This window comes from Methylotenera sp. (assembly GCF_036401095.1).
Lineage (GTDB): Bacteria > Pseudomonadota > Gammaproteobacteria > Burkholderiales > Methylophilaceae > Methylotenera.
On sequence record NZ_DASWWA010000012.1, the window covers coordinates 110,093 to 130,625 of the forward strand.

The window sequence follows — 20,533 nt, forward strand, 5'->3', positions numbered from 1 at the left end:
TGTTAGTAATGATGCGATGTTGCTGCTGCTTTAGCGTGATCCAAGGGAATAAAGTCCAACTCACCCGCCTTCATATCAGGTACCAATAAATAACGCTCATCCTTGGTAATCGCGATATCTGCCGCAGACTGATAGCCGGCTTTGAGCAGATGCACATCCCCCATTAAATTCACGCTAAAAACTTTGCCATTTTTCCAATCACTCACAAACATCACACCGCTAGAGTGATGCACCACGCCATCGCCGCCACCAAAGCCTTCTGCTAGGTCTGATAGTTCTGCAGTAGATGTGTTCAAGCTATATAGCACGCCAGAAGTAAAATCCACATAAATCAGGTTGTTGCCAGTATCGTCTGCCAGTAAGCCATTGGGTGCTTTTACACGTGCATCCTGAGTGTCTTTAATCAACAATTTAACTTCACCACGCGGGCTGATTTTATAAATCGCGCCGCCTTTGCCTGTATTAAATAAATCACCGCTGTCGCTCACATACAAGTTGCCTTGCAAGTCTGCCTCCAGATCGTTCAAGAAAAGCGGCACTGCAGGAAACGCCTCAGCCGGCACAAAAATGCTTACAGAGGGATTGGTTGTTTTGACATTGACCTTGAGTATCTTGGTTTTATCAGCTACGTATAAATAATCACCAATAATTGCCAAGCCCTTAGGGTCATCTAAATCGCTGGCAAACACGGTGACATTACCTTGAGGATCTACCACACTGATGCGCCCATCACCATCTTTACCAAACTCATTAATTTCGGAAATAAATATTCTGCCATCCTTCGCCTGCACAGCAGATTCAGGTGTTTTTAATCCTGTAATTTTTTTAGCTACATACTTTAAATTGGCAGATTGGTGCACAGGTGCTGCTTGATGTGGCTGAGTAGATTGGCAACCTAGCACTAAAGCGCCCGCTGCTATTAGCAAACTAATTTTGGTATATTTTATTAACATTTTTAACCCTAACTAGAGATTATATAAATGACTAGCAGTACTAATAATTAATAGTACTAGCGAAAAGAAAAACGAACGCTAAAACGACATTACTCGTATTTTTTTGGTTGGGAACAGCGTTACCATTGCGCAAGGCGATTTATCGGTCTGATATTGCTGAGATTTATTGTTAATGTGGCTATTGATATTTGCCTGTAAAGCGCTATCTGCCTGCATTTTAGCAACTACATCGGCTATCGCACCAGCGTATACTTTTTCAATGGAAGCCTCGGCCTGCATGTGCATGTTTAAAAAACCACGCACTTGTGACTTACCAACATACTCACCAATGTGTTCACCCACGCCTTTATAAACGTCAGCCGTTACTTCACCAAAAAACAATTGTACTTGTGGGTTATAAAATAATTTAGGTTGTAACCATACCAAGGCATTACCAGATTGATTGCTTTCACACATACCTACATCACCATAGGCCTTAGTGAAAGTTGAAAGCGCTACCTTCTCCACTACTGGACCTTGGTAAAACCAGTAATCTTGATACGGACTCCACAACCTGATAGGGTTGCTATAATCCACAGGCTGTATATACATCAGCAACTGTGATGAGCCTTGAGTAGCTGCCGGCTCTGCCGCATAAGCATTAACGCTGCTGCCGATGGCTAACAACGCGATTAATTTAATTACATTCATTTTCATCCAGTTTTCCTACTTCGTTTTATAACTAATGCGGTAAATAATATTCGCCTTATCGTCCGACACATAAAGCGCGCCATCTGCCCCGACTAATACATCGACCGGCCTGCCCCACACTTGTTGATTAGACAGCCACCCGGTGGCAAAGTCTTCCACTGCCAGCGGCTCATTGGCCTTGAATTTTACTCTAACTAACTGGTAACCAGCAGGCTGTTTACGGTTCCATGACCCATGTAACGCCACAATAGCATCTGCTTTATAAGCTGACGGCCAATTGGTTTTGTCTAAAAAGCTAATGCCAATAGGTGTGGTATGTGCTTTAAAGCTCACAACAGGTGGTTGCGTGGTATTGCAGAAACCAGCGGCACCCTTAAAGTTTGGGTCTTCAAACTGCGTACCAACTTCCTTATTGCCACCCCAGCAATGTGGCCAACCATAGTGCTTACCTGCCTCAATCTTATTTAAATGCTCAGGTGGTAATTCATCATTCACAGCCCCACCTTGCGTACCACTGCGGTTATCCGCACCATTATTGGTAGCGTACATAGCACCAGTCGACGGGTGCCATGCAAACCCCTGCGAGTTACGTAAACCACGCGCAAATATGGCAGACTGCTGGTGTCGACCCAAAGTAGTTAATGCCCCTGCCGGCTTACCCTCTATCGTGTATCTGAGCATAGTCGCCCGCATCGGCTCATTTTCTATACAAACATTACAACTCGAGCCTACGTTGATATACAAAAAACTATCCGGCCCTAACCTAATGTTTTTAAGTGTATGCCCACCAGTAGGGAGATTGCTAATAAAGGCTTGCGGTTTAGACCAACCCTCACGCTCAAGCGTCACTCGCACCACACCATCCTGATTGGCAATTAACAAGCTATCACCAACAAATGCAAGCCCCTGAGGCGCATTTAGATTCTGAGCAACTGTAATCACTTCATCGGCAACGCCATCCCGATTACGGTCTGGCAGCATTAGCACTCGATTACTGCCGACAGCAGATACATAGAGATTACCTTTTGCATCCAGCGCCATCATCCTAGGGGCAGACAACTGCGCACCATTTTTGGTATTAAAATCAGCAAACATCTCAATTTTAAAGCTATCAGGCAACCGAATATCGGCCAAATCAACGGCGAAAGCTGGCTGCACAGCCAAGAGCGTTAAAGCAGCAAGCAATCCTATATATTTTTTAACTGTAAAAATAAGCACTCCCAAACATGCTTCGCATTAAATATCATTCTCTTACCGCAGATAAAACCCACAAGTTAAGTCAGCACATCAGACCATATATTGTGTGCCCAAGCCTTGGCATAAGCGCCCTCTTTATCTGAAGGGGCGAGCGAAACACCGCCACCTTCCGCTGACACCATGATTTTTTTTGCAGCATCGTATCGATACACATTGGCTACATGCATAGCCTGCTTGTCATCAACAAAGCTGTAGCAGGTGTTGGCAAATACCGGTGCAGGGTCGGGACCTCTACCCTGCATTAACTCCACAATCGCACTCGCACAAACCCGGGCTTGTGACGTTGCCATATGTGCCGACTTAGGCAAGCCTGAAGCAACGCTATCGCCAACCACATGCACATTAGGTACTAACTTAGACTCATAGCTTAAAAAATCAACCTCGCACCACGGATAATCAGACGCGAGCAAATTTGCCATCTGCGCTGGCTTACCCGCACGTTGCGGAGGAATCACATTCAACACATTAGCCTTGACCCGCTCAAACTCGGTACTCACAGTTTTAGTTTGCACATCTACGGACACAATTGCACTATCAGGGCGATAATCAATCATGCCGGCATAATTGTTAGCCCAAACTTTAGTAAACAGGCCTTTTTTAGAAGTAATTTCAGCATTCGCATCCAGCACAATAATCTTGCTTTTAGGCTTGTGCGCTTTCAAATAATAAGCCACTTGGCAAATGCGCTCATAAGGTCCCGGTGGGCAACGGTATGGCGCTTTAGGGATCGTGATCACAAATACACCACCATCAGGCATTGCCTCTAACTGCTGACGCAAATTAACGGTTTGCCAGCCGGCTTTCCAGGCATGAGGAATCTGCTTTTGCGCTTCAGCGGTTTGCAACTGAGGTAAACGATCGTAAACAAAATCTACGCCTGGCGCCACGATTAAACGGTCGTAACTGATTTCGCCGCGCTGCATGATCACTTTTTTAGCATCGCTATCCACAGCGGTGACGGTATCTTGCACCCACTGTATGCCATGATGTTTTTTCAGCAAATCATAGCCAAAGGTCAGGTCGCCTATCTGCTGGCTGCCACCTAATACTAAGTTACTCAGCGGACAGGACACAAACTGTGGTAACGGCTCTATGACCACCACCTCAATGCTGCCCATACTCCACATACGAATATATTTAGCGGCACTGGTACCGGCATAGCCACCACCAATCACAACCACACGGCCTATCGGTGGCTTTTTACCCATCGCGACTGCATGTGGGGTAACCGCCAAGGCACCCAGTACGCCTACAGTCTTAATAAAATTACGGCGATTAAAATCAGCTGTGTTACTCATCCTGCACCGCCTTTAGTTTTTGTGGTTCTGGCATGGTGTGTTTCTCAGGTTTCTGGCGTGAGAAATAATCTGCAAGTTGCTTAATTTCATCTAGCGTCAAGCCATTTGCATGTCGGTGCATCACCGTAGCTGGGCGCGTGCCTTTACGAAAATCAAGCAAGCGTTGCTCTATATAAGCTTTATCTAGCCCCGCAAGTACGGTTGCGTCAAACTCAGCATTGGTTTTCACCGCGTTACCATTGGTGCCGTGGCACGCTGCACAAGATGCTGCCAATGTTCGAGTATGCAAACCCTGCTCTACATAAACAAAATCCTCAGCAGCCCTGCCCGGTGTGGGCAAAACAACTGAGGATATCAGTATTAAATTTAGAATAAATGTTTTCATGGGCTCTGTATCTTTTTGTTAGGAACACCACTACAAATAATCAAACTTACAACTACCAAGCTATCTATAGCACCAGCCTATAATGACCAGTGCCGAGATAGCAAGTTCAAGTGATTAGAAACACTTTTCTTCTAAACAGCCATCATCTTTCACGCCAAGTGAAGTAAGCAGTTCTACCATTTTGGTATTACCTTCATCACGTACAGCGCGAATAATAGAAACATCAGCACGCATTTTAATATTAACGTCAGCACCTTTAGCCGCTAACAATTTCACCACATCTGAATATCCACCAAACGCTGCCATATGAAAAGCGGTGTTTTTGCTGATTGGGTGTTGATAGTTAAGGTCAGCGCCACGATCAATCAACAACTCAACAACTTTAAGCTGACCTTTAGTTGCAGCAATTTGTAATGCAGACCAGCCGAAAAACTTGTCATTTGGTTTAGCATCAGTATCCAGATACTTTTTAACTAACTTCACGTTACCATCACGCAAAGCCTCGGTATAGCGCATATGGTCATCATCGCTCAGTTCTGCCATGGATGCGATTGGGTAAAACAAGGCTAATGCTAAAACAAGTGTTCTAAAAAAATTCATGCTGCATTTCTCCAAAGTCATTTATTAAAATTTTTGTCACTATTAAAACCGTACAGACCAAACCTGTTTCGGTTTAAAGTCTATTTAAAGCATTATTAACAGAGCCCCAATTAGCAGAGCCTTGGCAATCAAACGCGTATTTAAGCAATGTATTTTCTTGCATTGCGGAACATACGAATCCAAGCACTATCTTCAGCATCATCACAACGTTGCCATGTATTCTGCACGTTGCGAATCACACGTTCAGGATGTGGCATCATAATACTAAAACGCCCGTCCGTGCTGGTTAATCCGGTGACCCCTTGCGGTGAGCCGTTAGGATTCAACGGGTACACTTCAGTAGGTGTTGATGCATGGTCAATGAAACGCATCGTCACTAATTTTTGTGCTAACAGTTCATTGACAGCATTAGGCTGAGAAAATTCCGCAAAACCTTCACCATGTGCCACAGCAATTGGCATTTTGCTGCCGGCCATGCCATTAAAGAAAATAGATGGAGACGCTAAAACTTCAACCATGCTGAGGCGTGCTTCAAATTGTTCTGATTTGTTTTTCACAAAATGTGGCCAATGTGCAGCACCAGGAATCAACTCGCGTAGGTTACTCATCATTTGACAGCCGTTACATACACCTAGCGCAAAGCTATCTTGGCGATCAAAGAACGCAGAGAACTCATCGCGCGCACGTGAGTTAAACAGAATAGATTTAGCCCAGCCCTCACCTGCACCAAGCACGTCACCATAAGAGAAGCCACCACAGGCAACCACACCGGCAAAGTCTTTTAGTGATACACGGCCGCTAATAACATCGCTCATATGTACGTCGTAAGCGGCAAAACCGGCACGGTCAAATGATGCTGCCATTTCCACATGGCCGTTTACGCCTTGCTCACGCAAGATAGCCATTTTAGGGCGCACACCGGTTGCAATGTATGGCGCAGCAATATTTTCACTTGGGTTAAATGTTAATTCTGCAAACAAACCACGGTCAGCATCGTTTAACAATCTGTCGTACTCTTGCTGAGCGCTTACTGGGTTATCACGTAGTTTTTGCATATGGTATGTAGTTTCAGACCACATACGATGCAAGTTAACGCGCGTATCAGCAAACACCACGTGGCCATGCTGTTTGATTTCAATCTGGTTAGCGGCTGTTACTTCTGCCACCACGTGTGCCAAGCCGTTAAACTGGGCAACCACTGCTTGCGCATCTTCTGCACGCACCTGAATCACCGCACCAAGCTCTTCGTTGTATAACGCTTCTACCAAGTTACCTGGCAAACTGGATACATCTGCATTTAAACCGCAGTGTCCGGCAAACGCCATCTCAACTAAAGTGGTAAACAAGCCTCCGTCAGAACGGTCATGGTAAGCCAGAATCTTGCCTGATTTATTCAACTGCTGAATCGTGTTGAAGAAATGCTTAAGCTGGCTTGCATCATCTACATCCGGTGCAACATTGCCTACCTCACCGTAAACCTGAGCTAAGCTTGAGCCGCCCATACGGTTTTTACCAGCACCCAAATCAATTAAAATCAATTGTGAGGCAACGCCAGTTTGCAACTGTGGCGTTAATGTTTTACGTGCGTCTGGCGTTGCGGCAAACGCTGTCACCACCAATGAAATTGGTGAGGTTACAGATTTATTCTCGCCGTCATCATTCCACACGGTTTTCATACTCATGGAGTCTTTACCAACTGGGATGCTTACTCCTAGTTGCGGGCACAACTCCATACCCACGGCTTTTACCGTTGCAAACAATGCAGCATCTTCACCCGCATGACCAGCTGGCGCCATCCAGTTTGCTGAAAGTTTTAAATCGCTGATGTCGTCAATCAGGCTGGCTGCGATATTGGTAATAGACTCACCAATCGCCATACGACCAGATGCCGGTGCGTTTACTAATGCTAGTGGTGCTTTCTCACCAATAGCAAAGGCTTCACCACGGTAGGTTTCATAGCCTGCCAACGTTACACCAACGTCAGCCACCGGCACTTGCCATGGGCCAACCATTTGCTCACGCGCAACCAAACCAGTCACTGAGCGGTCGCCAATCGTAATCAAGAATGTTTTATCCGCTACGCCCGGCAAACGTAATACACGTGCGGCAGCGTCTTTTAAATCAATTTTGCTTGTATCAAATGCTTTTAATTCTGGCGCTGCGCTTTTCACATCACGCGTCATTTTTGGTGGTTTACCTAGCAATACAGATAAATCCATATCCACTGGCTTATTGTCAAAATGACTGTCAGCCACGGTTAAGTGGCGCTCTTCTGTGGCATAACCTACCACTGCGTATGGGCAACGCTCGCGCGCGCAAATCTCTTTAAAGCGCGGTAAATCTTCTTGTGCAATCGCCATTACGTAGCGCTCTTGCGCCTCGTTGCTCCAGAGTTCACGTGGTGACATGCCTGGCTCTTCGTTGTTTACATCACGCAATTGGAATATCGCGCCCACGCCAGCATCATTCACTAGTTCTGGGAACGCGTTAGAAATACCACCCGCGCCTACGTCATGAATACTTAAAATCGGGTTGTCTTCACCCAGCTGCCAGCAGCGGTCAATCACTTCTTGCGCTCTGCGCTCTAGCTCTGGGTTACCACGTTGCACAGAGTCAAAGTCCAAGTTTTCTACGTTACTGCCAGTATCCATACTAGACGCCGCACCACCGCCCAAGCCAATCAGCATTGCTGGGCCACCCAGTTGAATCAATGCCGCACCAGGTGGGATTGGGTTCTTTTTAGAGTGTTGCGCAGAGATATTACCAATACCGCCTGCCAACATAATTGGCTTGTGATAGCCACGCACTTCAGTGCTACCAGCTGCACTAGGTGCTTCAATTTCTAAGGTACGGAAATAACCGGTAATGTTTGGGCGACCAAACTCGTTGTTATAAGCTGCGCCGCCTAATGGGCCGTCCACCATAATCTGTAATGGTGAAGCAATGCGGTTAGGTTTACCGTAAGCCTCTGACTCCCAAGGCTGGGTAAAGTTAGGGATATTTAAGTTAGATACTGAGAAGCCAGTTAAACCTGCTTTAGGTTTAGAGCCGCTGCCGGTTGCGCCTTCATCACGAATTTCACCGCCAGCACCAGTCGCTGCACCCGCAAATGGAGAGATAGCTGTTGGGTGGTTATGGGTTTCCACTTTCATCAAGAAGTGCATATCTTCTTCAATAAAGCGGTACGCGCCATTTTCTGCTGGGTAAAAACGCTTGGTAGGCTCGTTAGCTTGCTGACCCGCCACAATTGAAGCATTGTCAGAATAAGCCACCACAGTTGCACCTGGGTTCAGCTTGTGCGTATTGCGGATCATGCCAAACAGTGAGAACTCTTGTTGCTCGCCATCAATCACCCAATCTGCATTAAAGATTTTATGGCGGCAATGCTCAGAGTTTGCCTGCGCAAACATCATTAACTCAACATCGGTTGGGTTACGTTGCATTCTTGTGTAGTTATCAAACAGATAATCTACTTCGTCTGGTGATAGCGCCAAACCCATTTCGTTATTGGCTTGGTTTAGCGCAGCTTTACCGCCCTGCAATACATCAATTGTACTTAATGGCTTAGGTGTATCGGTATGGAATAATTTGCCAGCATCTTGCTTGTTCGCGAATACGCTCTCGGTCATGCGATCATGAATCAATGGCAACAGCAATTGACGCTCAGCAGCAGTTAAAGGCTGGCCGCCCTTAGTTTGCACATAGTAAGCAATGCCGCGCTCTACGCGTTGCACTTCAGGCAAACCACAGTGCTGCACGATATCGGTAGCACGTGATGCCCAAGGGGAAATTGTACCTACGCGTGGTAACACCAGAATAAACTCGCCGTTAGGCTCTTCAGCCTGCATACTTGGGCCGTAAGTCAAAATCTGGTTCAGTGTATTTTCTTGCTGGGCTGACAACGCACCATCCACCCATACAAAATGCCAGAACTCAGCGTAAATATGCCCAATGTTTGGACAGATTTCATTCAGTTTATTTTGAATTTTCTCAATTCTGAAAGGTGATAAAGCAGCACTGCCACGCAGGCTGATCATTTGTGTGTTTGGATTAGATTGGCTCATTAAACTCAGCTAAATATCAAGGACAAGAATAAACCGAGATTTTAACAGATTAGCGCGTGTTAAGTCGCTAATCTGTCAGGCAAATTAATCAAGATATTTTTGAGTAAGAGACCCAAAGCGAAAACTGCGCTAAAGACTTGAGCGTGCCTTTAAAGCTTAACTGACCACTGGGTTTGGCTAGAAAGCTTGGATTTAACTAGAAAGCCTAGGCTTAACTAAAAACATGGGCTTGACCAAAAAACCTAAGTTTTGCTAGTTAACCACTGCCGGCGCCAAAAGATGGTGAGCATCACCAGCGCAATACTCAACATTAAACCCATTGCCCACCAAAAGCCGTCTTTATCTGCCAGCCATGGCATCTCATGAAAGTTCATGCCAAAAATACCGGCAATCAGCGTTGCTGGCATAAACAGCATTGCCACCACAGTTAAAGCACGTACTTCCAAATTAACGCGTTGGCTTACGCTCGCCATGTAAATATCCATCATGCCACTTAATGCATCACGGATAGACTCTAGCGACTCAATAAAACTCACGGTATGGTCGTATACATCGCGCAGATACGGCATGGTAGTGGGTTTGAAAAAATCATTTTCATTACGGCTCAAGGTGTTAATCACCTCACGCAAAGGCCACACCGCGCGGCGTAGCTCAATGCTCACGTGCTTAAGCTGATGAATTGCATGCAGCTCGGTATTGGTTGGTTTGTGCAGCAGCACTTCTTCAAGCGCTTCACTCGCATCGCCTACTGCCTCCAGTACACTAAAGTATCTATCCACCACACTATCTAGCAACGCGTAGGCTAAGTAATCCACGCCAAGCTCTCGTATATGCGCACGGCTTGCACGCATACGCGTTCTCACAGGCTCAAAATTACCGGTAGAACGCTCTTGAAACGTCAGCAAGTAATCTCGCCCTAACACAAAGCTCACCTGCTCTGAATCCATCGCCATCGCAAGCTTGTCGTACCTGAAACAACGCGTTTCCATAAACACATAATCATCAAATTCATCTATTTTCGGGCGCTGCTCGGTATTGAGAATATCCTCTTGCACCAAAGGGTGTAAGTGGAATAAATCCCCAATTTGCTTAATCAGCGCAGCATCATGCACGCCATGTACATTCAGCCAAACTTTCTTGCCGGCATTGGTGTAATCGCTCAATTTAAAGCTGGCGAGTTCATCGGCACTTAACACTTGCTCGGTCAGCTCTGCGGCGTCATAAGCCATCACGCTCACGCTAGGCTTTGCCACTTCTGCGGCATCTGCATCCATGCTGCCCACATAGACTAGCGAGCCCGGTGCCATACCGATTTTTGTAGAAAGATGCTTTTTAGGTTTACGCCGTCTTTTCATTGATTAACCTAACTTATATTTAAGTGCATATATTTAAGCACTTATGTATTAAGTGCCCATGTATTAAACACTTATGGATTAAGCGCTTATGCTTTAAACGCCTCGCCTATCGCCATAAAGTTACCACCCGCCACATGGTGTATGGTGCGCAACTCATCGTAACTTTCACCATTCGGCCCTTCAAAATGCCAGCGCCCATCGCTAAACACACGCTCATCCGCATGCGCCGCAACCACCTCAGCTAAAAACAAATCGTAAGTATCCTGAATATGCGGCTCGGCAATCAGCTTGCACTCCAGCCAAGCCACACAGCCCGTGACTAATGGCGCGGCAATCTTGCTGGCGGCAAATGTAGGTAAATCAAAGACGGCAAACTTATTGTCGGCCTCTTTCCCCAACAACTCACGTCCAGAGCTAGCGCCCACTCGCACTACCATCTCCGCCTGCGCACGACATGGCACATTAATGGCAAAGCTGCCGGAAGCTTCTATCAGCTCGCGCGTGTAAGTTTTTTTATCAATCACAATCGCGATTTTAGGTGGGTCAAAATCCAGCGGCATATTCCATGCCGCTGCCATGATGTTGCGTTGGTTGCGGTGAGCGGTGGTAACCAGTACGGTTGGGCCGTGATTGAGGAGGCGGTAGGCTTGAGATATATCCAACATGATAAATGAGTTCTAGTTATGGAAAACTACAAGCCCATTTCTTTTAACCCACTCTCCACATTACCCTTTATTACTACATTGATAGAAGACTCAAATCTTGAGAACAATTCATCAGACAGATGGTTTTTAAGTTCGTCATCCCAAGATATTTTAGTTTTACCAAACTCAACGGATACCCCCCTTACATATTTTGTAGCTATTGGTTTTAGTGTCTTACCATCTAACAAAACTATACTAAAAATTGCATACGGCTTCACCAGTGGATCAACTAAAGGCAAAGTTCGATAAAAGACACCATAGCCCTGCAAATGAACATTAGTCATTGCTATCGGATCTTGGCCATTTTGCCTATGTACTACCAGCACTGCATCAGCAGGAGTTTGATCTAGTTTTTTCTTTAGTTCAGGTTTGATGCGATCTAAGCTCGCATACTCACCCCAACTACCGGCTGGTTTATAAATTTTAGTCAACTCTGCCCGATCAAATGGAACTTCAATGATTTTAAAATCAGAAGAGGATTTTTGAAGTTGCTCTTTTGTTAGTTTTTCAACATTACTATCTATGTTCCAACTTGATGTGTCACGAACAAAACTATCATTATTGAAAACAGTAAAGCCTACTTTTGTAAACTCTAAGTCATTACCCATAAGTGAAACTACAGCAATGCTATGTAAACCAGCTTTTTGCTCCGGCTTAATTGGAGTTGCAGAACATCCCGCTACGATAAGACCAAATAAAAAAAGATATATAGATTTTCTCATTTTTAACTTTCTTAAACTGAAAATTACTTCTGCCAAGCATCCTTCAACGTCACCGTTCTATTAAACACCGGCTTGCCTGCCACACTATCTTTTCTATCCGCGACAAAATAACCATGGCGCTCAAACTGGAAGCTTTCTTCTGGTTTTGCGTCTTTCAGGCTCAACTCTAGTTGGGTTGTAATCACTTGCACTGAGTTTTGGTTAATATCATCCAAGAAGTCACGGTCACCTTCGCCCGGGTGCGCTTCTTTAAACAGGCGGTCATACAAACGTACTTCGGCCTCGTAAGCATGCGCTACGCTTACCCAGTGGATATTGCCTTTTACTTTTACGCTGTCTGAGCCCGGTGTGCCTGATTTAGTGTCTGGTAGGTATTCGCAATGCACTACTGTCACGTTGCCATCTGCATCTTTTTCGCAGCCTGTGCATTTCACTACATAGCCGTAGCGCAGGCGTACCATGCCATCTGACGTTAGGCGGAAGAAGCCTTTGCTTGGCGTTTCCATAAAGTCTTCGCGCTCGATCCAAAGCTCTTTGGTGAGTTGTACAGTACGTTTACCCAGCTCTGGCTTGAGTGGGTGGTTAGGGGCAAAGCAGTCTTCACTTTGGCCTTCTGGGTAGTTATCAATCACTAACTTGATTGGATCTAGCACGGCAATGCGGCGCTCTGCATCGGTATTGAGCACTTCACGCATGCAGTCTTCAAGGATGCTGTATTCGATCCAAGAGTCAGCTTTACTCACGCCAATACGGTCAGTAAATAGTTTAAAGCCAGCAGCGGTGTAGCCACGGCGGCGCGCACCCGCAATGGTTGGTAAGCGTGGGTCATCCCAGCCGTTTACGTGTTTTTCTTCTACCAATTGAATGAGTTTACGTTTTGAAAGCACCACATAGGTAAGGTTTAAACGTGCAAATTCATATTGTTTTGGCAATGGATGCGCTAGCAAACCAGCTTCCGCCAAACGCTCCAACAGCCAATCGTAAAATGGGCGTTGGTCTTCAAACTCCAGCGTGCAGATAGAATGGGTAATGCGCTCTAATGCATCTTCAATCGGGTGGGCAAAGGTGTACATCGGGTAGATGCACCATTGGTCACCGGTGTTGTGGTGGCGCGCACGACGCACGCGGTAAATCGCAGGGTCGCGCATATTGATGTTAGGTGACGCCATATCGATTTTAGCGCGTAGTACCATGCTGCCATCAGCATGCTTGCCATCGCGCATTTCACGAAAGCGCGCTAAGTTCTCGGCAACAGTGCGGCCACGGAAAGGTGAATCTTTACCTGCTTCGGTCAACGTGCCGCGATTAATGCGCATTTCATCTGCGCTTTGTTCATCCACGTAGGCATGGCCATGCTCAATCAGGCTTTCAGCAGCACGGTACATAAAATCAAAATAGTTGCTGGCGAAATACAGGTTGCTTTCGTTGGCGTTATCCCAACCAAAACCTAGCCATTTCACCGCATCTGAAATGCTATCTACGTACTCTTGGCTTTCTTTTTCTGGGTTGGTGTCATCAAAACGTAAATGACAGATACCGTCAAAATCACGCGCTAAGCCAAAGTTTAAGAAAATAGATTTTGCATGCCCAATGTGCAAATAGCCATTAGGCTCTGGCGGAAAGCGCGTGCGAATTTTAGCCGCATCTACAATGCCTGTGTCTTGATGCGCAGCATCGCCTGGGCTACCAGCCCATTTTTTGGTGGCATATTTACTTTGTGAGAGGTCTTTCTCAATAATCGCACGGATAAAATTAGAGGCAGCAGGGATTGGTGTTTTTTCAGATGACATAGCAACAAATTCAATTTAAGTTGCCGTTATTTTACACCAGCTTACTTACTTGTATGTGTACCTGTAGAAATTGATTACTTGAACCAAGCCAAGCAGCCAACATCTACGCCGTTCTTTAAAAAATGTAGCGGAAGCATGTGCCAATACTGCTTACCCACACGCCTATGCTAAACTTAGCCTATGACAAACAGCCTGACTTTCCCAATATTAAAACTGCTTGCTGATGGCAAGTTTCACTCCGGCGAAGCCATTGCGCAGCACTTTAACGTGAGCCGCGCTACGGTTTGGAACGCATTGCAGCATGCAGAAAACTTGGGCGTTGAAATATTCTCCGTGCGTGGGCGCGGCTATAAGCTAGCACACGCGCTAACCCTGCTGGATAAACAAGCCATTATCAGCAATATGAGCCCGCAGCTGGCATGGCTGAATGTAGAGGTATTCGACACGATAGGCTCCACCAATAGCTACTTGATGCAAAACATGAGTGCACAAACGCATGGCACCTGTGTGATTGCCAACCTGCAAACCAATGGCCGTGGCCGACGTGGCCGCGAGTGGCAAGCCAGCCTTGGGGCAAGTTTGACCTTTTCACTGCTATGGCGCTTTCAGTGTGGCGCAGCCGTACTATCCGGCTTAAGTTTAGCCGTGGGAGTTGCGCTGATTCGCGGCCTGCATGAGGTTGGCGCTACCGCAGCCCAACTCAAATGGCCTAACGACATACTGCTCAACCAACAAAAACTGGCAGGCATACTGATAGAACTGCAAGGCGATATGGAAGGCCCCAGCACGGCAGTGATTGGCGTAGGCATCAACCTGCACCTACCCGAGCACCTGCTGCAAAAAATTGACCAGCCAGTGACTGACCTAAACCACGCCACTACATCTAGCGTTAACCCAAACGCCTTGATGGCAACGCTGCTCAAACACCTAGCCGAGGTGCTGCTCACTTTTGAGCAATCTGGCCTTGATGCATTGCGCAAGGAGTGGACGGCACACCACGCCTACCACCAGCAGCCGGTGCGTATGCTGATGCCGGATGGCAGCGAAGTGACTGGCGTAGTGCAGGACATTAGCGACAATGGCACCTTAATTGTAGAAACAGCTAACGGCCTACAAAAAATGATGTCTGGTGAAATCAGCCTGCGCAGCGCCACACCAGCTCATAGCGCTTAATGTTAAAACGCTTAGGTAAAAAAACTTAGTGTTAGAATAGTACGCAATCATTATTTTTCTTTAGCCATCTATGCCGCATCACCACGCCCTTATGATGAAGTTGTGCCAATTGCCAGCACTGGGCACATTACTGGAATGCGGCAAACTACCGCATTGGCGTGCATAAAATGATATTAACAATTGACGCTGGCAACACAAAAACAAAATGGGCATTGTTTGATGCGAGCGGTAATATCTGCCATCAAGACGCATGCTTAAACACAGAGATTACCACCGCGAAACTGCTGCCTGATACGCTCAACTGTACCCAAATCGTAATTTCTAACGTTGCAGGTGAACAGCATGCGGCGCAGCTCCAACAACGCATCGCCTCATACCAAGCCATCACCACTTGGGTCATTGCCAGCAAGCAAGCCGCTGATGTAGTCAACAGCTACACCACTCCGGCGTCACTAGGCACAGACCGCTGGGCAGCGCTAATCGGGGCATGGCATTTACACCATGCAAGCTGCGTAGTGGTTAATGCTGGCACTGCTACCACCATAGATGCCATTATTCACCGCGAAAATGCCGACTACCCATACGGCGAGTTTGTTGGCGGCATGATATTGCCAGGCATAGAGCTAATGCAAAAAAGCTTAGGCGCAGCCACCGCGCAGTTACCGAAAACCGTAGCACTGGCTGACCAGCAGGCTGCCATTAAGCCATTTGCCAATAACACGAGTGACGCCATCTACAGCGGGGCCATTCATGCCACCCTAGGTGCAATTACACAGATGTTGCAAGCAACTGAGCAGTACAGCACGGCGCCTAAACTGATTATTAGCGGCGGCAATGCTGGCGTGATTCAGCAAGCCTTTATGCAACAAGATTCAGCATACGGCAAGATTGAACACAGCAAAAAAACTGTTACTATCGTAGATAGCTTGGTACTGCAAGGCTTGTATCTACTGGCCCAGCCTGTTATTAACAAAAATTCATAAAGCACATTGTCATGAAATACCTTTTTTGGCTATTCGCAATCATTAATATTGGTTTGTTTGGCTACTTCAATCGCGATGTAGTGTTACCCAAGCCCGCCCAAACGCAACAGGCAGAAATTTCACCGGAAAAAATCAAAGTATTGTCTCAGCAGCAAATTGACGCGCTGAGCAAGAAAGAACAAAAAGTAGCTGAAGTTAAACCTGAACCTGTGGCGGATGTTTGTTTTGAATGGAGTGTTTTTTCAGACGCCAACCTAGCTCACGCGCAAGGTGAGCTAGGTAAGCTTTCATTGCAAGCTACCGTGAAAGAACAACCCATACAGGAGTCTAAACGCTTTTGGGTATACAGGCCGCCATTTAAAACAACCGCAGAGGCGCTAAAAAGAGCGGCTGAGTTTAAGGCACAGGGGATTACCGACGTGTTTGTAGTGCAAGAGCCTAAATGGAAAAATGCTATTTCATTTGGCATTTTTAGCGATGAGCAATTAGCTATTCACTTACAAAAAGAGCTACAAGCAAAAGGGATTAAGAACGTAGAAAAGTCGTTACGCAACCAAGGCAAAAGTTACTCCAGCCTGCTACTTAAAAATCTGACCGAGAATGAAGTAGCTGAGATCAAAAAACTAAAACCGAGCTTCCCAGCGGCGGAGCTTAAAGAAGTTAGCTGCAGCGCAACTTAAACTCTACATTTAACCCTACACTTACCCACCGGCCTTAACTCATAGGTGAGATTAGTTATGCTGGGAACAGTTTACCCGGATTTAACACATTGTTCGGGTCAAAAGTCAGCTTGAGCGACTTCATCACGCCTATTGTGGTTGCATCAATCTCACGTGGCACAAATGGGCGCTTTGCCATGCCTACGCCATGCTCACCGGACAAAGTGCCCTGTAGCGACAGCACCAAACTAAATACTTCATCTAAACACTGATAAGCACGCTTCATTTCATCAGCATTATCTGGATTTACCAGCAAATTCACATGAATATTGCCATTACCGGCGTGGCCAAAATTTACGTTTGAAATTTGGTGCAATGCAGCAAGCTGCTCTAGGCCAGTCAGCAATGCCGGCAGATGAGAAACCGGCACTGCGATGTCTTCATTAATCTTTTTAGGCGCAATGTCTTTTAGTAGCGGTGATAATGCCTTGCGTGCAGCCCATAACGCTTTAGTGTCATGCGCCGGCTTAGCTTCGATCAAACCCGTCACTTGGCATGCTTGCAAAATAGCCTCTGTAGCTTCGGCAATCTCTTGCTGCGAGCCATCGACTTCAATCATCAAATAAGCACGTGCATTTTCAGGTAATAGGTTTTGATGGCGGCTGCGAATCAGTGTAAGCGCGCCATTATCCAAAAACTCCAAAGCACTCGGAGTGTAAGGCTGCGCCATAATTGCGGCAATCGCTTTGGCGCAACTTTCAGTATCGACAAACTCTGCGGTAATGCCACCTGTAAATTTAGGTAGCGGCGTCAGTTTAAGCGTTGCCTCACAAATTACCGCCAATGTGCCTTCAGAGCCTACCAACAAACGGGTAAGGTCGTAACCTACTACGCCCTTACTGGTGTAACAGCCAGTTTTGATGATTTCACCCTTGCCGGTCACAGCTTTTAAGCCAAGAATATGGTCGCGCGCCACGCCATATTTCACTGCATGTGGGCCCGCGGCACAAGTAGCCAAGTTACCACCTACGCTGCAATAAGCAGCGCTTGATGGGTCTGGCGGCCAAAAGAAACCAACCGGTTTAATTTCATCTTGCAGCACTTGGTTTAATACGCCCGGCTCAACAATCGCCATGCGATTATCCGGGTCGATACTAATAATTTTATCCATGCGCTCTAGTGACAGCGCAACACCGCCCATTTCAGGCACACTGCCACCTGCGGTGCCAGTGCCACGCCCACGTGGCACCACAGGCACTTTATGCGCATTACAAAGCAAGATGACACTTTGTACTTCTTCTATAGTGAGCGGGAAAACAACAGCAATCGGGCTATGATAATTACGGGAATTATCGTAAGCGTAGGCATAGCAATCTACAGGGTCGATATAGACACGGCCTGTAGGTACAATGCGTTGTAATTGCTGCAGGAAGGCAGCTTGAGCGGTATCGGTCATGGTAACAAGTATAAAAGATTATCGATAACAGTTTTTTTATCGCTGGCAATGGCCGGCTCTACTGGCTGCTTACCAAGCATTACCTGGCCGCGTTTATTTTCCTTGCGATCAAATACCAGATTATCGCCCATCACCACACGAACCCAATCCGGGTAGCTATAGCCATTACCATTATAATCATCCAGTATAGCCCCTACGCCGCCGCCATAAAATACGTTACCTACCATACCATCATTGACGCGGGAAATTAGGGTTGCATAACCCGTAGCCTCACCATCTTTCTCACAAGTAACCAATAGATTTTGAGCAGAGCGATGTACAGTAAGCGGGCCTGAAGAAAAGGTTAGCCAATCACCACGCTCATTTCTGGCGCGACATTTAGCATTGGCAATCATCGTATTGTCTTTTGAATATGTTTCAATTTGCACCCGTTGATAATCCTCTTTGGTTAGCGACGCACAGCCACTAAACATACTGACCATCAGAGCTAGCAAAACATATTGAAATAACATCTTCATTGCCTTGGCCTTTTTTGAATTTGAACTAGCCTAGCATTACACATGCCTGACTAGTTCAATATTTACACTATCAAGAAATTAGCGTTTTTTGATGTAAAGGTCGGTAATGGTGCCCTCTTTCATCTCTGCCGCAAAACACACGGTTTCAGATAAAGTTGGGTGTGCATGGATGGTTAGTCCTAAATCATGTGCATCTGCGCCCATTTCAATTGCTAACACCGCTTCTGCCAGCAACTCACCAGCATTCACACCAACAATACCTGCACCAATCAATCGATGAGTTTCTTTATCAAAGATCAGCTTAGTTGCGCCCTCAGTACGTGCGATAGATAATGCTCGACCACTCGCAGCCCACGGGAAGCTGGCTTTCTCGATGGCAATACCTTTAGCTTTGGCTTCAGTCTCGGTTACGCCCACCCATGCTACTTCAGGGTCTGTATAGGCAACTGATGGAATCACGGATGCAACAAACTCTACTTTTTCACCAGCAATCACTTCAGCGGCTACTTTAGCTTCATGAGTTGCTTTGTGTGCCAACATTGGTTGACCAACAATATCGCCAATCGCAAAAATGTGCGACACGTTAGTGCGCATTTGTTTATCTACATTTATAAAACCATAGTCATCTACGGCCACGCCTGCATTTTCCGCACCGATATTTTTACCATTCGGACGGCGACCAATCGACACCAGTACTCGGTCATATACTTCAACACCTTTCGGCGCATCTTCATTCCCGTTCACGCCTTCAAAGGTCACATGAATACCGTCAGCCTTAGGCTCCATCTTCGCCACTTTGGTATTGAGCATAATCGCTTCAAAACGTTTTTCCATACGTTTTTGTAATGGGCGTACTAAATCACGATCACAACCCTGAACCAGGCCATCAGTGAACTCAACCACGCTCACTTTGGTGCCTAAGGCATCGTATACAGTACCCATCTCTAAGCCAATAATGCCGCCGCCTATCACGAGCATACGCTTAGGCACATCCGCTAACGCTAAGGCGCCAGTTGAATCCATAATGCGCTCATCAGCTTCCACACCCGGGAATTTGGTCGCTTGTGAACCTGCCGCAATAATCGCATTCTCAAAACCAACTGTTGTCACTTTGCCATCGGCCGCAGTTACCGCAATTTGGTTAGCGCTAGTAAACTTACCCACGCCTTGAACTACGGTCACATTACGTTGCTTAGCCATTGCTGCTAAGCCGCCAGTCAATTTGCCAACTACGTCATTGGCTTTCCAATTACGCAGCTGCTCTAAATCCACCTGTGGCGCGCCAAACTTTACGCCATGATGGCTAGACTCTTCTGCCTCAGTAATCACTTTTGCAGTATGCAATAGAGCTTTAGATGGGATACACCCTACATTCAGACAAACGCCGCCTAATGTCGCGTAGCGCTCAATTAACACTACTTGCTTACCTAAATCTGCCGCACGGAAAGCTGCGGTATAGCCGCCTGGGCCGCTACCTAACACCACCACTTGTGTATTGATATCAGTATCGCCAACGGCAACAGCTGCAACCGGCGCTGCACTTGGAGCTACCACCGCAGCCACTGCAGGTGCTGGAGCCTCAGCTTTAACGGGTGCGGCAACGGCTTCAGCCGCCTCAACTAACAAAATCAGCGCGCCTTTAGCAACCTTATCGCCCACTTTAACTTTAATTTCTTTTACAACACCAGCATGTGAAGACGGAATATCCATAGACGCTTTATCAGACTCTACGGTAATCAAAGAGTCTTCTTTAGCGATTGTGTCACCAGCTTTAACCAGCACTTCAATCACGTCAACACTATCAAAGTTACCGATATCCGGCACCAATACTTCAACTAAATTACTCATGCACACCCTTTGTAAACTTTGGTTATTTGTTGCAATTTTAACATCAAACCTCTCATTTTATCGCCTACTAACATGCAA

General features: G+C 46.4%; 17 protein-coding genes. 3 read left to right on the plus strand and 14 right to left on the minus strand.

What is annotated here, in order from left to right:
- Positions 1–2 precede the first annotated feature (2 nt).
- The 11 genes from VGD82_RS08420 to VGD82_RS08470 form a co-directional block, all read right to left on the minus strand.
- The gene (locus VGD82_RS08420) at positions 3–953 is read right to left on the minus strand and encodes an SMP-30/gluconolactonase/LRE family protein (RefSeq protein ID WP_331019967.1); all 951 of its coding nucleotides are present in this window, start codon (positions 951–953) and stop codon (positions 3–5) included.
- A 78-nt stretch (positions 954–1,031) separates the two neighbouring features.
- Positions 1,032–1,649: a hypothetical protein gene (locus VGD82_RS08425; protein WP_331019968.1), complete on the minus strand. Its 618-nt coding sequence runs from the start codon at positions 1,647–1,649 to the stop codon at positions 1,032–1,034.
- 9 nt (positions 1,650–1,658) lie between these two features.
- The gene (locus VGD82_RS08430; protein WP_331019969.1) at positions 1,659–2,861 is read right to left on the minus strand and encodes a PQQ-dependent sugar dehydrogenase; all 1,203 of its coding nucleotides are present in this window, start codon (positions 2,859–2,861) and stop codon (positions 1,659–1,661) included.
- A gap of 56 nt (positions 2,862–2,917) precedes the next feature.
- Positions 2,918–4,198, minus strand: a complete 1,281-nt coding sequence (locus VGD82_RS08435; RefSeq protein ID WP_331019970.1) for an NAD(P)/FAD-dependent oxidoreductase — start codon at positions 4,196–4,198, stop codon at positions 2,918–2,920.
- On the minus strand, positions 4,191–4,583 hold the full coding sequence (locus VGD82_RS08440; protein WP_331019971.1) for a c-type cytochrome: 393 nt from the start codon (positions 4,581–4,583) through the stop codon (positions 4,191–4,193). Before VGD82_RS08440 ends, VGD82_RS08435 begins: the two co-directional genes overlap by 8 nt.
- A 114-nt stretch (positions 4,584–4,697) precedes the next feature.
- Entirely contained in the window at positions 4,698–5,183 is a 486-nt protein-coding gene (locus VGD82_RS08445; protein WP_331019972.1) for an ankyrin repeat domain-containing protein, read from the minus strand.
- Between the two features lie 140 nt (positions 5,184–5,323).
- Positions 5,324–9,247: a phosphoribosylformylglycinamidine synthase gene (gene purL, locus VGD82_RS08450; RefSeq protein ID WP_331019973.1), complete on the minus strand. Its 3,924-nt coding sequence runs from the start codon at positions 9,245–9,247 to the stop codon at positions 5,324–5,326.
- Between the two features lie 242 nt (positions 9,248–9,489).
- The gene (gene corA, locus VGD82_RS08455; protein ID WP_331019974.1) at positions 9,490–10,602 is read right to left on the minus strand and encodes a magnesium/cobalt transporter CorA; all 1,113 of its coding nucleotides are present in this window, start codon (positions 10,600–10,602) and stop codon (positions 9,490–9,492) included.
- A gap of 86 nt (positions 10,603–10,688) precedes the next feature.
- A complete protein-coding gene (locus tag VGD82_RS08460) occupies positions 10,689–11,267 on the minus strand; it encodes a flavin reductase family protein (protein ID WP_331019975.1) in 579 nt (192 codons plus the stop codon).
- Positions 11,268–11,293: 26 nt separating this feature from the next.
- Positions 11,294–12,064 (minus strand): hypothetical protein, encoded by a 771-nt coding sequence (locus VGD82_RS08465; protein WP_331019976.1) that lies wholly within the window; start codon positions 12,062–12,064, stop codon positions 11,294–11,296.
- Positions 12,052–13,818, minus strand: a complete 1,767-nt coding sequence (locus tag VGD82_RS08470) for a glutamine--tRNA ligase/YqeY domain fusion protein (protein ID WP_331019977.1) — start codon at positions 13,816–13,818, stop codon at positions 12,052–12,054. Before VGD82_RS08470 ends, VGD82_RS08465 begins: the two co-directional genes overlap by 13 nt.
- A 180-nt stretch (positions 13,819–13,998) precedes the next feature.
- Here VGD82_RS08470 and birA point away from each other — a divergent pair, with 180 nt between their 5' ends.
- The 3 genes from birA (at position 13,999) to VGD82_RS08485 (ending at position 16,654) form a co-directional block, all read left to right on the plus strand.
- Entirely contained in the window at positions 13,999–14,991 is a 993-nt protein-coding gene (gene birA, locus VGD82_RS08475) for a bifunctional biotin--[acetyl-CoA-carboxylase] ligase/biotin operon repressor BirA (protein ID WP_331019978.1), read from the plus strand.
- A gap of 167 nt (positions 14,992–15,158) precedes the next feature.
- Positions 15,159–15,974, plus strand: a complete 816-nt coding sequence (locus tag VGD82_RS08480) for a type III pantothenate kinase (RefSeq protein ID WP_331019979.1) — start codon at positions 15,159–15,161, stop codon at positions 15,972–15,974.
- 11 nt (positions 15,975–15,985) lie between these two features.
- Positions 15,986–16,654, plus strand: a complete 669-nt coding sequence (locus VGD82_RS08485; RefSeq protein WP_331019980.1) for a sporulation protein — start codon at positions 15,986–15,988, stop codon at positions 16,652–16,654.
- 55 nt (positions 16,655–16,709) lie between these two features.
- On the opposite strand, the gene VGD82_RS08490 is transcribed toward VGD82_RS08485, so the two are convergent.
- The 3 genes from VGD82_RS08490 to lpdA all read right to left on the minus strand — a co-directional run bounded on the left by VGD82_RS08490 (position 16,710) and on the right by lpdA (position 20,455).
- The gene (locus VGD82_RS08490) at positions 16,710–18,089 is read right to left on the minus strand and encodes an FAD-binding oxidoreductase (protein WP_331019981.1); all 1,380 of its coding nucleotides are present in this window, start codon (positions 18,087–18,089) and stop codon (positions 16,710–16,712) included.
- Positions 18,086–18,607, minus strand: a complete 522-nt coding sequence (locus VGD82_RS08495) for a hypothetical protein (RefSeq protein ID WP_331019982.1) — start codon at positions 18,605–18,607, stop codon at positions 18,086–18,088. The genes VGD82_RS08490 and VGD82_RS08495 overlap by 4 nt, the downstream gene beginning before the upstream one ends.
- A 78-nt stretch (positions 18,608–18,685) precedes the next feature.
- Entirely contained in the window at positions 18,686–20,455 is a 1,770-nt protein-coding gene (gene lpdA, locus VGD82_RS08500; protein WP_331019983.1) for a dihydrolipoyl dehydrogenase, read from the minus strand.
- Positions 20,456–20,533 lie beyond the last annotated feature (78 nt).